The sequence below is a fragment of the Streptomyces sp. NPDC060064 genome (genome assembly GCF_042736455.1).
Classification (GTDB): domain Bacteria; phylum Actinomycetota; class Actinomycetes; order Streptomycetales; family Streptomycetaceae; genus Streptomyces.
Window position 1 is genome coordinate 130,348 of sequence record NZ_JBHWWF010000025.1, and the last position, 15,417, is coordinate 145,764.

The window sequence follows — 15,417 nt, forward strand, 5'->3', positions numbered from 1 at the left end:
ACTCGCCCCGGCGGCTCAGCCCCAGGTCGCGAGCGGCCGCGAGGAGCAGCCCTTCACCGTTCACGTCGGCACCGCCGACGGCCGCGAGGAGCGGATCACCGCCCGCGCCGTCATCGACGCCTCCGGCACGTAGTCGGCGCCCGGTCCTCTGGGCGCGGACCGTGGTAAGTCCCGACCCAGAGGGTGAGCTTCGGTTCGGATGGCATGCTGTAGTCCTCGTAGAGTGACTGGTCAGGCAGGGACGAGCTCGGCGGAGTCCAGCAGTCGCATGGCACGTTCAAGCAAGGCCGGTCGCCCGCCGCGGTAGAAGAGGGAGGGCGGCCAGAACAGCTCGCCGAACGCCTGCATACGCGTGGTGAACCACAGTGCCTCGGGCACCTGCTGCGTCAGGTCACGCGTCTGGCGCCGGTGCCAGGCACGGCCCATCCAGGTCCGTGCTCCGGCAACATATTCGTCGAGGAGCGGCTGCAGCTGCGCGGTTGCTCGACGCAGGTGGCCCTCCGCACCCCATCCGGCGCTCCTCCAGCTGAGGCCAAACTCGTTGTACCGGTGGACGAGTTCCGCGGCTGCCTGGACCTGCTGAGCAATCTCGCTCCATGTCAGGGCATGGGTGCGAGGCTGAGCGACGATGCGATGAGCTCGAGTGTGGCGCGCCGTGGGCACGAAGTCCTCCGAAGCTGGTCTGAGGGGCGGGGTGAGGGCCACAGATTCGGGTGCTGGCTGGCCGCAGCCAAGCGCCCGCGAGAACTGCCTGTCAGCGATCGGCGCGACGCCTGAAGTCATTGCGGTAGGAGTTGTTGCTGGACGCTCCAGCAGCGACCGCTCCAGGGAGCTGCGGGATCGCGTCACCTGCCCGCGCGACTGTTTCGGCGCCAGCTGCTGGTCCTGGCTCATCGGCGCATGACACTGCGCATCAGTTCCTCGAGGTCGCGTTCACCTGTGGGTGTCTGCGCCCCGTTGCGCAGTCCTCGGCCCATCAGTTGCTGAACAGCAGGCAAAGCAATCTGAGTGGCCCACGCCTCGTTCTCGCGGAGGAGTCCGTCCGTGATGTGTTCGGCAGGCAATGCGCGCTTGGCCGCTTCGATGACACCATCGGGCAGGGCAGCGATATTGCGGGCGATACGGTCGACGCACTCGTCGAGTTGATCGGCTGGCAGAGCCCGGTTGATCCAGCCGTAAGACGCTGCGGTCTCGGCATCGAACAGGTCTGCGGTGAGCACCACCTCCAGCGCACGGTTGCGGCCCACGCGGTCACGGAGGTACTGCGTTCCGCCTCCGCCGGGGACGATGCCCATGAGCGCTTCGATCTGGCCGATTCCGGCGGTCACGGCCACAAGCGGTAAGCGACCCGGGGCGCCTCCCTCGGCGGGAAGGACGGCGAGCCGCGTGCGACCGAGCCGTTCTTCAGTGCGAGGGGCCGTGGGCGCGGGTGATGGTCGAGTTGCGGCAGCAGGCGGGTCGGTGTACGCCGAGCAGCGGGACGGGTTGCCGTAGCCGACCTCCTCACGTGTACGGGTGCGCGCAACGGGTCGGCTTGGCACAGTCGCCGCACTTGAGCAGCCCTTGAAGACGGGCCCCGTGCCGTGGGCGAGGGTCCGGTATCAAGCCTTCCGAGCGCAAGTCAGTGATCACGCCTTGCGTCCGCATGGGGCGCCAGGTCAGCAAGCGGAGTCTCTGCTGCGACGCATGCTGACCTTTTGCTGACCTCGGGCGAGCCGACAGGGCGCTGAACTGCACCAACGTCCAAGTGCTAGATCTTGGACTTGAACATGGTGCGCAGCATGAATAGGCTCCCGGTTTGTCCGCTCCCTGCCCGCTTTATGCAGGTCAAGGGCGATGTTCGGAGCCTACAACGATTCGCATCCCCGGTCAGCTGTCGTCAGGTGTTCCAGGACTCACACTGACCCGTTGCTGACCTTGCTGACGAATGTTCAGGTTGTGGCGGACTCCGATCTGCGGGCGGAAGGAGCCAGGGGTAGTGATCCGTAAGGCCAGCTGGTCAGCGTCCATGGTGTCTTCCCCGGCGCCGACCCATGCTGCACAATCACCGGCCCCACTTACACAGACTCTGGGCCCCCGCCCGCGGTCCCGATGAGACGCTGTCTCCAGTTGCAAACGCTTCCTGCCCCGCCATAGGGGAGTCTTCGATCAGACCGCGAGCACGGTTCCGTGGTCAGCCGGGAGCGTGATGTGGCGGGAAAGGCCTGAGTATGCCGAGACGCTGCAGTTCGACGATGTGCTCTGCCGCGCGCCGTGGTGCTTCACCGCCGGTCACCAGCACACCCGCCTCGATGTTGCGCCGTGCAGCGGACTCGGTCAGGTTGGCGCTGCCGAGCAGGAGGGTGCGGCGGTCGGCGACCGCCAGCTTGGCGTGCTGGCGTGAGCGGCCCCGTTCGGCCGGGTCCCGTGCCCAGGCCCACAGCAGCAGGCCGGGCACGGACGCGAACGCTTCGGCCGGTTCCCTCCCCGCGAGCAGGCCGCCTGCGCCGGCCAGGGTTTCGACCACGATGTGCGTCTGGACACCCCTGCCCGCAGCCTCTGTCAGGGCCTTCGTCAGGGCGGGATATGGACGAGCCGCGTACGTCATTGCCAGCAGTTCGTGCTGCGCCTCACTGATGACCTCGACCAGCACCTGGGCTGTGGCACGCACCGGTACGGCCGGTGTCGAAGGGCCGCTCCACACGGTGCGGACCCGGACCGTGTCCCTGGCCTGCCGCCGGGCGGCGACATAGCCGCGCACATAGGCAGCCGCCTCGGAGGCAGGCACCGACTCCGACTCGATGGCGTCGTGCAGCGCTGCGACAGCCTCGCTGACTCCAGGTGTCGCCAGTTCGGTCAGTATCCGTTCCCTGGTGCGTCCCTGGGCGAGCAGGCCGGCGAGGTCCTTGCTGCGTGAGAGGCCGAGAGCCGCGACGGCGGTCTCGGCAGCACCCTCGAAGGCGGGTCGGCTCACGGCAACAGACCGACGGGGGTCAGCACCGGATCCTGGTCCCCGGTCAGCGGAACGAGGAACCGACGGTCCAGGAACCGGTTTCCGCGTTCGCACGTGGTTTCCGACACGAACAGGCAGACATGACATGCGGCCCCGTGGAGGAAGTCGGCAGGGTCCTGCGGCAGGCGCTCGGCGCAGAGCGGGTCGGCCGAGCAGTGGCGTGCGTCGGTCAGAGCCCGACGCACGATCCGGTCGAACTCCCGTTCCTCGGCCAGGGACACCAGACCTCCCAAGGTGCCCTCGGAGTCCGGGACGGCGGTGTAGATGAGGATGCCCGTCCTCGGATTCTGGTCGTCCCCCGCGTAGATCCGCTCGGCGAGCGAGGCGGAGTTGTAGCCGCACTCCAGGGCAATGGTGCGGATCAGCAGGTGGGAGAGGGTGTGCAGAGCGATGTACCGCGCTCCGGGCCAGCCGTAGTAGGGATCGAAGTCGCTGGTCTTGCGGTCCGACTTCCGGTTGGCGCGGAATCGTGCGTACGCCTGTCTGTGCGCCTCCATCTGCGGTGACTTCTCCATACGAGCGGTCCACTCGGCCATCAGACCGTCCCGCACGCGCAGGAAGACGCCCTCGCCACGCACCTCACTGGCCGGCACCCAGTTCCGGATCCCGCGGGACAGCTCGACGCGCGTGGCGATCTCCGGTGATTCGGGGTCAGGCGCGTCGAGCCGGCTGAACCCGATCAGCGCTCGTGCCTCACGCAGCCGCTCGACCTGCCTGATGTCGGCGAGGAACTCGTTCAGACGGGCCGGCACGGGCATCTGCCGGAGTGCGAAATCGTCGCTGGGGGTGGGAACGGGACCGGAGAGCGCCTCCCATTCGGGTCCGAAGAGGTCGGCCTGGACGTCGGGGGCGGAGGGGGCCGGCCCGGTGGTTCCCTGCTTGCGGGCCGTAATCGCCCCCACCACTGCGTCTGCGTCGAACTCCTTGAGGAAGGTGAACTTGGGCATGCGTGCCATGAAGTCGAACTGCCCTCGGTCCTCGATCAGTTCGAGGTCGGGCCAGTGGTCGTCCAGGAGTTTTCCGATGTCTCCGCCCTGCGCCTTGGGCAGTGCCAGGGCGCTGAGGGTGAGCGGGAACCACTGGTTGGACGCCCCCGCCACCATCAGGACCGGCTCCTCGTCGCAGCCGTTCGTCTCGTAGGTGCCGAGATGCGGATGTCGGCCACGGCACCGGGGCAGGTTGCGCCGGCCTCGTTCGCCCATGGCTTCCCGGATGTTGCGCTTCACGCCGCAGGCGACGCATTCGATGGTGACGTTGGCAGCCTGGTTGCCGCCATGGTCCTTCATGCGCAGCTTCGGGCGCGGCGTCTTGCCGCAGGCCTGCCCACGGTGCACGTAAGTGGTGTATGGGAACTCGTCGAGATGGCCGGCGGTGCACACGAGGGTGAAACGGGCCGCCACGGCCAGCGGCTTGCCCCGCTTGCAGTCGTGGACGAACTTCGCCTCGTGCGGCGTCCGTGGGTTGGCGTTGACGAAGGCGAACTCGCCCGAGTCGATCGCGGCCAGCACATTGCACGCGGTGCAGCGCAGCCACTGCGGGAACGGCGTGACGGGCACTCCGACCCCCTGTGCCGCCCAGCTCTTCGGGTCAGCATCGGCGCCCTCCAGCCAGGGAGCGGCACGCAACTGCTCGATCTGGCCGCGTCCATAGCGCTGGAGCGACCGGTTGACGGCGGCGCGCAGCCGGGGTTCGTCGATGTCGTAGTCGGTGACACCGGAGTGGCTCCAGGAGTCGATTCCCCGGATCAGGACGGAGAAGTTGGGCAGGTCGACGAGGGCGCCGACTCCGGCGGTGAACATGAGGTGGCTGGGCCGTACGGCGCCGACCCTGCGGTTGCTGCCCTGACTGCTCATCGCTGTGCCTTCCTGACCGTGTCGGCCGTGAGGGGCCCGTATTCGTCGCTGTCCACGGTGCTCGCCGTGTCCGGGTCGGTGTCGGAGTCGGTCCCGGAGGCGCCGAACGTCCAGTCGGGTCCGTCGCCCGAGGGTTCTTCCAGGAAGGCGCCGCCGCCGGGGAGAAGGAGGTTGATCTCGTTCTCCGTCTCGCGCATCGACATGCCGACGGTCAGCTCGGTCCACCGGGATCCGTCCGCCCGTCGCAGCAGGCCGTTCACGACGGTCGTCTTGTGCTTCTCCTTGCGGTAGGCGAGGGCCGAACTGCTCTCGTCGCGTTTGCGGCGCCATTCGTCCTTGAGCCGGTCCAGACGTTCGCTCAGGTACTGGCGGGGCCGGTCGCCTCCCACCCGTTCGGCGCGTTCGAGGAACCGCCGTTCGACCTCCTGGGCGAGCGGTCCGTCGAGGTCGACGTGGTGGGCGTCGAGGTTGCGGGAGGAGTCGTAGGTCGCGTGGCGCAGCGCGGCGACATAAGTGGCGGCGACACCGCGGTCGAGCGCGCGGCGCGTGTACGGGGTGACGGAGAGGGCTTCCACCCGACGGTAGAACGTCGCGTGATAGTGCTCGAAGTCCTCGTAGTGGGCGAGGTCGCGGGGGCGTGACCAGTTGTAGAGCGTCACCACCAGGCCGGGACGGGCGGGGTCGCGGCCGACCCGCGACGACGCCTGGATGTACTCGGCGGTGTTCTTGGGCTGGCCCACGACAAGCATCAGGCCGAAGCGGGAGACGTCGACACCGACCTGCAGCATGGAGGTGGCGAGGACGACGTCGACTGCCTGTCGCACGGTCGGTGTCATGGACGCGCGGGGCTCCCGCTTGTCTTTCATGGCGGCGGCGTACTCGCGCAGGAAGGCCCGCCTGCGCACCGAGGTGTCCCGCTCGGGGTCGAACTCGATCTCCAGTCTCTTCAGGGCCGCGCCGATGTCCGAGGAGGAGATGCGGGAGGTCAGTTCCTGGATGCTGAGCATCCCGGCTCTGCTGACGATGCGGTCCGACAGCGTGTCTTGGCCCTTGCGGCTGCCGTTGGACCGCACTCGGGTAGTGATGTCGTCGTCCATGTACCGCCGCATGCCGGCGAGTTCACGGGTGGCGTTGAAGTAGCCGACGAGGGTCATGTACGGGTCCGCCGGCCTGCCGTAGTCGTCGAAGAGCTGCTGCGCCGCGAGCAGCAGGATCTCCGCGACGCGGATCTCGGCGGCCTTGAGCCGGGTGCCGTGCGCACATACGCCGAGGTAGCGGCGGCCGGGATTCTCCCGGCTCAGTTCCACCTGCCGGGAGAAGAAGGTGTCGCCGACGTCCAGCACCTGGGGAGGGAAGACGGCGACCTTGCGGCCGAAGACACCGAGCACCTGGTCGGCGGCCCGTTTCGTGGTCGCGGTGGAGGCGACGATCTTGGGGCCGACGTCGTGACGTACTCCGTGAGCGTCGGTGAAGCTCCACGTGCACAACTGGTCGACGGCCGCCTCGAAAAGGCCCACGGTGGTACCGAGGGCTCCGGAGATCAGATGCAACTCGTCCTGGATGATCAGATCCGGAGGTCGCAGGCGGGTGACGGGCTGGGCGGTGACGCCGGGCAGGTCGCCCCTGGCGTTGTGGCGGCCACCGCAGCCGGTCTTGGCGTCCAGGTCGTCGTGGCGGTAGCCGTGGCGGGGGCACAGCTCGGTGACCCTGCCGAACAGCAGGCCGGAGTAGCCGTTCCACGGGAGCTGGGCGAACTTGTCGACCGTGGCGATCAGTAGCGAGGGTGCCAGCCGGTAGATCTCCTCGTCGACGGTGAGCACGGGGATGCCCTCACCGACCGCTTCACGCCGGGAGAAGGGGCAGCGCTCCTCCCCCTCGCCGCGCGGACAGTACAGCAGGACTCTGCGGCGGCCTTCGTCGTACTCCATGTTCGAGCGGGCGGTCAGCCCGCTGCCGCACCAGGGGCAGGTGAGGACCTGCAGGACCCGGGCGTACTTGTCGCTGGCGTTCTCCTTCGCTTCGGCGATCTGTTCCTTGGCCTCGTCGAACCAGTTCGGCGATACGGAAGTGCCGACCCAGAGCCCGATCCGAAACGGGGTGGGTCCCCAGCGCCGGTCCCGCGCGAACTCCTCGCGGCGCAGGACTTCACAGGCACTCACCAGGGCGGCGGCGCGCTGGAACTGCTGGGCGGTGAGCAGGCGCAGGGTGTAGCGCATGAGAACGCCCACGCCCGCCTCACCGCTCCGGGCTTCCGTACCCGAGCCGATGGTGCCCTGGAGGCGCCTCAGGGCGAAGGTGTAGGCGGCGAGTCCGAGATATGCCTCGGTCTTGCCACCACCGGTCGGGAAGAACAGCAGATCGACGAGGGCTTCACGGCCGGTACCGCGGTGCGGGTGTCCGGGCTGGGTGAGGGAGTCGATGTTCAGCAGGACGAAGGCGAGCTGGAACGGACGCCAGATCGCTGCCGCCTTGCCCTTGCCGTGTACCTCGTCGTAGGCCTCCCGGTAGGACCGGGAGTCGTTCTCGCGGCCGGTGCGGGCGGCCGCGATGGCCGTGTTGCGGCGCTGCAGGGCCATCGCCCGGTTGGCGAACCGGAAGGCCAGCAGGGCCGTCTCGTCGGCCACGAGCCGGTCGATGCCGAGGGTGATGCGGTCGCAGACCTCGAGCGCCTGCTCGATCGCGGTCTCGGCCGCTTCTCGCAGGTCCTCGGGGAGTGTGGCGGCACTGCGGCGCTGCTGCTCCAGCCACGTACCGTACCCGTCGGCCAACGGGGCGAGAGCGGAGCTGAGTTCGGCCCGGCGGTCGGGCACGGCGAGTGCCGCCAGTTCGTCCATGCCCAGCTCCAGCCCCTGGAGGAGGTCCTGCTCCTCGAGTGCCGGCGCGGTGGTCGCCCTGACGTCGTACTCGGGAAGCCAGACGGTGGTCAGGCGGTGCGCGTTGCGCTCTCCGTCGCGGACGTGCGCGTGCACGGCGACGTTGCGGCCCTTGGCGTGGCTCAGGCTGTCCCGGTAGAGCAGGCGCAGTCGCCGCTCCTCCGCGTCTTCGGGCGCGTTGTCGTGGCTCGCCGGGTCCAGGGGGTCGTCGACCGGCAGGAAGACGGCCGCCTGGTCGTCGGGAAAGGCCGTGACGTCGATCTCGGTCTGGAAGAGCCAGTGCGCGTCGCGTGCGTCCGCGCTGTCCGGCTGCCGGTTCAGCAGGGCCAGCTCGACTATGCGCAGGTCCTCGGCGCCCGTTCGGCCGGTGTGCCGGCGTACCTGCACGTCGAGGACGACGGTGTCGCCGTCGAGTTGAACGGTGCGGTCGGCCCCGTCGGTCACGTCGATGTCCACCAGGCGCTCGACGGGCTCACGTGACCAGACCCGGCGTGTCGTCCCCCGCTCGGTGGCCTCGTCCGACTGGCTGTAGCGACCCCAGCGGACGGTGGCGCTGAGCGTGCCGACGGAGGCCGGGGCGGTGAAGGACAGGCCCATGGAAGATGCCCAGATGTGTCCGGCGGCCTGGGGACTCAACCGGTCCTGCAGGTCGCTGTCGTCACCTTCCTGCTCGTCACCCGACTCCCCGTCCGCGCCCTGGGCTGCCGCACGGGCGATCCGGTCCGCGGTGACGGCATGGGGGCGCGGGCCGAGCATGCCGACCAGGTAGCGGTCACGGGGACCGGAGGAGGCGCTCGGCAGCGTCTCCGTCTCGCCGTCCCAGGGACCCAGCAGATCCCGGCGGACGTAGTGCACGAGTGCGTCGCGCACCGCGTAGGAGTCCCCGGCACGGAACGTCTGGGGAACTTCGTCGAGCGGGTGCGGAACAGCGGCCTGGGCAGGCTGGGCCGGCATGCGGTGGGTCCTTTCGGACAGGGCCGTCGGAGCACGGATGTGCACCGGTGGAGTGGCAGCACGAGAAATATAGACTCGTTGACTCAGTTCACACAACGAATACGAGGGGTCCGTCGCTCGGCATCCCGTCAGTCTCTAGGCTGGTGTCTGCCCACCGCGCGCCCACCGCCCGCCCGCGACCCGAGGACTCCCATGCCCCGCCTCGCCCTCTCCGACGACTTCGTCGCGGATCTGATCTCCCTGCAGAGACCTGTCCAGAAGGAGGTCAACGACGCGATCCAGATGTTCCGGAGCCTGACGGTGCCCCAGCTCCATGCCAGCAAGGGAATGCATCTGGAGAAGCTCGAGCGGGCGCGCGACCCCCGGATCCGTACGATCCGGGTCACCAGGTTCTACCGGGGCGTTCTCCTCGCCCCGGACGACGGCGGCGAGTTGTTCACTCTCCTCAGGGTGGCACCCCACGACGAGGCGATCAACTGGGCCTGCAAGCGAGCCTATTCGGTCAACGGCGCCACCGGAGGCCTGGAGGTCCGCAATGTCGAGGCACTCGAGCAGATGGAGACCTACTTCGAGACGAAGGCGGTCCAGACCCCGGCCCGGCTCTTCGCGCACCACTCCGACACCGTGCTGCGTGACCTCGGCATCGACGAGCAGGTCCTGCGACTGGCGCGCGTGTGCGTCACGGCCGACGATCTAGCGGTCATGGCGCCCCCGATGATGCCTGCCGACCAGTACGAGGTACTGGAGTACCTGGCGGCCGACTGCTCGCCCCAGGACGTCTGGGAGCAGCTGATCGCCCCGCGCGGGCAGACGGTGCGCACGGCGGAGGACCGGCCGGCCGTCACGCTCAGCGAGGCGATCCTCAACACGCCCAACCGCATCGTGGAGGTCACCGGCCCCGGCGAGCTGGAGCGGATCCTCACCGAGGACTTCATCCGCTGGCGCGTCTTCCTGCACCCCGCCCAGCGCCGGTACGCCTACCACGCGGGCTTCAACGGACCGGCTCAGGTGACGGGCGGCCCCGGCACCGGCAAGACGGTCGTCGCCCTGCACCGGGTACGGCACCTGCTGCGCACCGGCCGCGACAGAGACCGGATCCTGCTCACCACCTTCACCAACGCCATGGCGGGCGCCCTGCGGGACAGCCTGGCCCTCCTGCTCGGCGATGCCGACGCGCATCTGCTCGACCGTGTCGACGTCACGACGGTGGACTCGCTGGCCGCCCGGGTCATCCGGGAAGCCAGGGGCGGCTCGCCGAAACCGCTGTCGGCGGCAGCGGAGAAGAGCGCGTGGACCCGTGCTGCCGCGCGGGAGGACCTTCCCTGGTCGGAGCGCTTCCTGTCCCAGGAGTTCCGCAACGTCGTGCTGGCTCAGGGGCTGCGGACGCCTGAGGAATACCTGAGATGTGTGCGCAGGGGGCGCGGCACCCAGGTGGGGCGGGTGCAACGGGCCCGGCTATGGCGGGTCATGGAGCGGTTCACGGGGGATCTGGCCTCGCGCGACTCCGCGACGTACACCATGGTGTGCGACCAGGCCGCCCGGATACTGGCCGAGCAGGGGCCGCGCTACCGTCACGTCGTGGTGGACGAGGCACAGGACCTGCACCCGGCCCAGTGGCGGGTGCTGCGTGCCTGCGTGGCCGAGCAGGCCGATGACCTGTTCCTCGTCGGTGATCCCCATCAGCGCATCTACGACTCCCGGGTCTCGCTGCGGTCCCTGGGCGTCAACGTGCGCGGACGAACGTCCCGGCTGCGCCTCAACTACCGCAGCACGGAGGAGATTCTGCGCTGGTCCGCATCTCTCCTGGACGGTCAGCCGGTGGGCCGACTCGGTGAGGACGACGAGGACGACGGCGGCCAGGACTCGCTGCGGGGCTACCGCTCCGAGCTGCACGGCCGCGTTCCGGTGGCTCGCGGCCATGGCAACCAGGACGACGAACTGCGCGCGCTGGTGGAGCAGATCCGCACATGGGTCGACCAGGACGGTGTGAAGCCGTCCGAAGTGGCGGTGTGCGCCCGGTTCAACACACTGGTCGACGCCGTCATCACCCGCCTGCGCCGGGAGGGCGTCCCCGCCGTCGCGGTCAAGGACGACCCGGGGCCGTCGGTGTCGGGTGTGCGCGTGGCGACGATGCATGCCATGAAGGGGCTGGAGTTCCGCTGTGTGGCCGTCGTCGGCGTGACGGCCAACACGCTGCCGTTCGCTCCGCAGGTGACGCCTGCCGACGAGGACGCCGTGCAACACCGCTCGGATCTTCTGGCCGAGCACTGTCTGCTCTTCGTGGCCTGTACGCGGGCGCGCGACGCGCTGGCGATCTCCTGGAGCGGTGAGCGGAGCCGCATGCTGGATCCCGTCACCGGCTGAGTCGCACCGGGCCCTGTGCCGCGGACCGGAAGGTGGGGTCCGCGGGACAGGGCCCGTCTGTGACAGTGCCGTGGTCGCGATCAGACGCGGATCTCCCGCACGACGACGGTGCGCGACGTGCCCTGGGACGCGTCGTACGAGATCTCGCGTCCGGCGGGCTGCCAGGTCAGCGCGTGGCCGAGGGGAGACGAAGGGGACACGATGTCCGCCTCCTCGGTGGGCAGTTCGGCGATCGTGTACAGGGTGTCCTCGTCCACCTGGCCATCGAACTCCAGGACGAGTAGCGCGCCCGGGATCACGACGTCCAACGCGGCCGGTTCCCGCCCGACGCTGACGGCGTCGAGAAACGTCCGCAGGAAGGCCAGACGCTTGGTGCGCCGGTCGCGCCGGTCGGCCTGGGCCTTTCTGAGGAAGACGAGCTGGGCCGCGTCCGCTCCGTCAGGGGTCTCGTCGGGAGCGTCGACCGCCGCCTGCAACTGCTGCACCTCGCGGACCAGCCGCTGGAAGGCCGCGGCGGGGATCTCCCGGACCGGCAGCGGGCCTCGCGCGGTCGGGGTGGGCACCGCCGACCGGGCCGAGCTCGCGCACGATACGACAGACCCCGCCGACGGTGCGGCAGGCGCCGCCTCGGACACCGTCGCCCCAGCCGCCTGTTCAGCAGCGACCCCGCTCTCCGCGGTCACGGTACGCGGCTGCGCCGGAGCAGGCGTCGCCCGTCGGGCCGGAACACGCAGGGACTCGCGCGGGTCCGAGGGCCTGGGCGCGGGCACCGCCTCGAGGGCGGCCGCGGTGGCGGCCGGCGCTTGCACTCTCGCCGTGTCCTGGCTCCCCACCTCATAGCTCGGTGCGCTCCGGAGGTCGGACGGCACGCCCTCACCGACCACGGCGGCATCCGCGGCCCCAGCAACGTCACCGGCCTCTGTCACGTGACCCGCCACTGCCACCTCACCGCCGGCCGCCGCCTCAACGCCGATCGCCGCGTCACCGGCCGGCTCCGCCCCGCTGGGCGCGGCGTCGTCGCCGGCTCCGGAGACTTCCGGCTCCCGCCGGACCGGATCGATGCCCAGGCGTTCCAGCTCGGCCCACAGCGGGGCCAGCGCCTGCTCACGATCGAGGTGGAAGCGACTGCCCCGGATCCGGACGAACGTCCAGTCGACGCGTTCCAGGTCGCGTTGCCTGGCGGCCGCGGTGGACGCGTCCTCACCCTCGGCGAAGGCGTCACCGTCGCAGGCGACCGCGAGCCGACGCGTCCCGCCCTCCACGACCAGGTCGATCGTGTGACGGCCCACCTTGTATCCCGGACGGACCCGGTGGCCCCGTGCCGTCAGTTCCAGGTACACCTTCTGCTGGAACAGGCTGTCGAACGCCTCGTGCCTGACGTCGGGCAGGACCTCGCCCTCGACCGGGACGACGTCCTCCTCCGCGGGACGGGTGAGGTGGTCGAGCCACCGCCGGCGCAGGTCGTTCTCGTGGAACTGTTCGGCGCGTGCGCTGTGGAACACCCACACCTGGTCCTGGGCCCGGGAGGCAGCCACGTTGATCCGCTGCTCGTAGGTCTTGCCGTTGAAGCCGCCCGGGACCGTTCCGGCGGCGCTGGTCGCAGAGTTGACGCAGGAGACGAACATGATGTGCCGCTCGTCGCCCTGGAAGTCCTCGGCGTCGCCGACCCGGATGCGCCGCTCCTCGCGCTGCTCGTAGTCGAGGCGCTCGGCGAGCAGGTTCTCCAGCTCCGTCAGGTGCCCCTTGCTGGCGCGGAGGCTGATGACACCCATGGTCTTCCCGTCGTAGGCGGGGTCGGCGCAGCAGCGCACGATCGCGTCGACCAGAGCCTCGGCCTCGGCGATGTTGGTCAGCCGGGTGTTGGCACCGAGGGCTTCGCCGGTCTCGACGTACACGGTGCGGACCGGGGGCAGCCGGTCGGCGCCGTACTGCCGCAGGGGCAGCAGAGCACGGTTGTAGCAGAGGTCATTGGAGAAGGAGATGATCTCCGGCATGCACCGGAAGTGCTCCTTGAGCATGAGCGTGCCGCGGCCCGCCGAGAGCGCTTCCGTGAGGTCGAAGAAGCTGGACTCAGGGCCGAACAGGCTGCGGACGTCCGGTTCCAGCGCGGTGAGCAGACGGTCCCTGAGGTGGAAGTACTCGTCCTGCTTGAGGCCGACGTTGGACGGACTCACCTGCTTGCTGTCGCCGACGACGACCATCCGGTCGGCGAGCCAGCTCAACAGCATGGCCTCAAGGCCGGACTGGCTGGCCTCGTCGACGATGACGACGTCGAACAGACCCGGCCTGTCCATGGGTACGGTCTCGGCGACCTGGTGCAGCGGCATGATCCAGGCCGGCACCGCCGTCTGCGCCTTGCGCAAGGCGGCCTGTGCGTCGCGCCGGTAGCGGTGCTGGTACTTGCCCTTGATGCGGCGTGCGGCCTGCTGGTAGGCGCTGAGTGCCCGGGACTGATCACCGGTGAGCAGGCCGAGGCAGCGGTGCCAGGCGCGGGCGGCGGCGAGCCGCGCGAGCATGATGCGGGCCTCGTCGTCGGCCTCCGTCAGCCGTCGGCGCAGGGCACGCTCGGCCTCGGGGTCGGTCAGCCGCTCCATGCGGTCGCGCCACGCGGACCAGGCCCAGGCCTCGGCGAGCAAGGGCAGTCCGGCGTCCCAGGCGCTGTCCGCGTGCGTGCTGGAGATGCGGTCCGCGAGAGCCGGGAACGCCTCGCGGACCCGAGCGAGGGCCACGTCCTGCTCCGCTCGGAGCCGGGCGGCCTCGCGCACCTCGGCCATCTCGTCGCTGAACGCGCGGTAGCCGTCGGGGTCACGGTCGCGGACGGTGCCGAGTGCGCGCACCACGGCGGGCGACACACCGGGCCGGTCGCTCCAGACGCGCAGCAGTTCCTCGGTGTCCGCGATGACCTTGCGCGACTGTTCGACGGCGCGCAGGGTGGTCGACGCGCGCAGCAGGGTGCGTACGGCGTTCTCGACGGACGGGTCGTGCCAGCTGGCGACCGCGAGTGCCGGGGAGGTGGCCGCGGCGGTCAGGACGTCGGTGCGGGCGGCGGCGACGGCGAGCAGCGCGTCCAGCACCTCCGCGTCCTGCCGCAGCCGCGCGAGGCGCGGCCCGTGTCCCTGCCAGGCGGCGACGGGCGTGCCCCACTCGGACTCCACCTGAGCCAGGCGCAGTTCCAGCTGGACGCGGGCGAGGACGACGGCCGACGTGGGGACGTCCTCCGGCGCCCGGCCGTCGACCCGTACGTTATCCGCGAACGCGCCGGCCGTCTTCGCCAGCTTGGAGCGCATGCCGAGGGGGCCGCGCAGCCTCTGTCCCTGACCGAGACCGTCGTGCAGTGAGGTGACCTGGGCGAGCGCGGTGGCCGGGTCGTACTGTTCCAGGCCGCTGACCATGGCCGTGCCCAGGATGGCGAGCGAGCCGTCGACGGCCGCCAGGGTTTCGGTGACGGCGGCCCGTCGGCTGCGTGCCTGCCAGTCCTGTCCCTCGGTCACCTGCCTCAGGAGCGCTGCGGCCCAGTCGCCGGCCGCGGCGGCGAGAGCCGTGGCGCGGGCGCGGGTGGTGGAGAAGGCGTCGAGCGCCGAGGACAGCCGCTGCTGTTCACCCTCGCCGAGGCTCCTCACGGCCGTGTCGTACTCCGCGCACAGCGGGTCCTGGCGCGCGGCCGCGTGTGCTTCCTCGGCCGACCGTACGATGCGCACGGCCTCCTCGAAGTCGCCGGGGCCCGGCAGTTCGGAGGGGCCGGGCACCTCGGCCGCCAGGGCCTGGTGGTGCGGGGTGTACGCACGGGTGGTGTGCAGCAGGCGCAGGGCCTCGTCGGCGCTCAGGGCAGGCTGTTCCTGCGGGACCGGGCCAAGCCAGTCGTAGCGTCCCGCCTCCGCGGTGAGGCGCTCGGCGATCTCCTGCAGGCTGCCGCTGTAGTCGCCGATCTCCGCCTCGAAGCGGTGGGTCTCCTGTTCGCGCAGTACGGCGAGGTCACGCAGCATGGCTTGCTGAGCGGAACGAGCCTGGGCGAGACGCGACTGGAGTGTCCGGATCCCCTTGCGGGAGGCCTTCTCGTCATAGCCCGCGTACTCGCCGAGGATCCGCTGCACGGACGCCTCCAGCTCCCGCTGGGCGGCCGCGCCGTCCTCGGTGCGGCTCACGCACAGGTCACGGACGGACTCCGGCAGCTTGTCCCGCAGCACGCGCAGGGCGCGCGGGGTGTGGCTGGTGATGAGCACCCGCTTGCCCTGGGCGAGCAGGTCGGTGACCAGGTTGGCGATGGTGTGCGTCTTGCCGGTGCCGGGCGTTATCGCCGGTTCGTTCGCGATCTGAGCGTGTTGTTGCAGCTCAAGACGGTTCTTCGATCGATGGAGCGTGGTCAGCAGGGGCCGATGGTTCG

Annotated in this window: 7 protein-coding genes; 1 reads left to right on the plus strand and 6 read right to left on the minus strand. The window is 70.0% G+C overall.

The annotated features are described in order from the left end of the window. Nucleotides 1–231 precede the first annotated feature (231 nt). From ACFWDI_RS27485 to drmA, 5 genes are all read right to left on the minus strand, one after another. On the minus strand, nucleotides 232–894 hold the full coding sequence (locus ACFWDI_RS27485; protein ID WP_385307728.1) for a hypothetical protein: 663 nt from the start codon (nucleotides 892–894) through the stop codon (nucleotides 232–234). Next, nucleotides 891–1,328 (minus strand): enoyl-CoA hydratase/isomerase family protein, encoded by a 438-nt coding sequence (locus ACFWDI_RS27490; RefSeq protein WP_385307730.1) that lies wholly within the window; start codon nucleotides 1,326–1,328, stop codon nucleotides 891–893. Before ACFWDI_RS27490 ends, ACFWDI_RS27485 begins: the two co-directional genes overlap by 4 nt. Nucleotides 1,329–2,173: 845 nt before the next feature. Further along, the gene (gene drmC, locus ACFWDI_RS27495) at nucleotides 2,174–2,953 is read right to left on the minus strand and encodes a DISARM system phospholipase D-like protein DrmC (RefSeq protein ID WP_385307732.1); all 780 of its coding nucleotides are present in this window, start codon (nucleotides 2,951–2,953) and stop codon (nucleotides 2,174–2,176) included. Beyond that, the gene (gene drmB / locus ACFWDI_RS27500; protein ID WP_385307733.1) at nucleotides 2,950–4,845 is read right to left on the minus strand and encodes a DrmB family protein; all 1,896 of its coding nucleotides are present in this window, start codon (nucleotides 4,843–4,845) and stop codon (nucleotides 2,950–2,952) included. Before drmB ends, drmC begins: the two co-directional genes overlap by 4 nt. Continuing rightward, nucleotides 4,842–8,672 (minus strand): DISARM system helicase DrmA, encoded by a 3,831-nt coding sequence (gene drmA / locus ACFWDI_RS27505; protein WP_385307735.1) that lies wholly within the window; start codon nucleotides 8,670–8,672, stop codon nucleotides 4,842–4,844. Before drmA ends, drmB begins: the two co-directional genes overlap by 4 nt. Before the next feature lie 192 nt (nucleotides 8,673–8,864). On the opposite strand from drmA, the gene ACFWDI_RS27510 reads away from it, so the two are divergent. Further along, a complete protein-coding gene (locus tag ACFWDI_RS27510; RefSeq protein WP_385307737.1) occupies nucleotides 8,865–11,036 on the plus strand; it encodes a UvrD-helicase domain-containing protein in 2,172 nt (723 codons plus the stop codon). Nucleotides 11,037–11,116: 80 nt separating this feature from the next. Here the strand turns inward: ACFWDI_RS27510 and ACFWDI_RS27515 are convergent. Next, a partial coding sequence (locus ACFWDI_RS27515) for an AAA domain-containing protein (RefSeq protein WP_385307739.1) occupies nucleotides 11,117–15,417 on the minus strand: 4,301 nt, incomplete at its 5' end.

Excerpts from the sequence above, each read along its gene's own strand:
- ACFWDI_RS27485 (WP_385307728.1), bottom strand. The coding sequence starts at position 894 with ATGAGCCAGGACCAGCAGCTGGCGCCGAAACAGTCGCGCGGGCAGGTG.
- drmB (WP_385307733.1), bottom strand. The coding sequence starts at position 4,845 with ATGAGCAGTCAGGGCAGCAACCGCAGGGTCGGCGCCGTACGGCCCAGC.
- drmA (WP_385307735.1), bottom strand. The coding sequence starts at position 8,672 with ATGCCGGCCCAGCCTGCCCAGGCCGCTGTTCCGCACCCGCTCGACGAA.
- ACFWDI_RS27510 (WP_385307737.1), top strand. The coding sequence starts at position 8,865 with ATGCCCCGCCTCGCCCTCTCCGACGACTTCGTCGCGGATCTGATCTCC.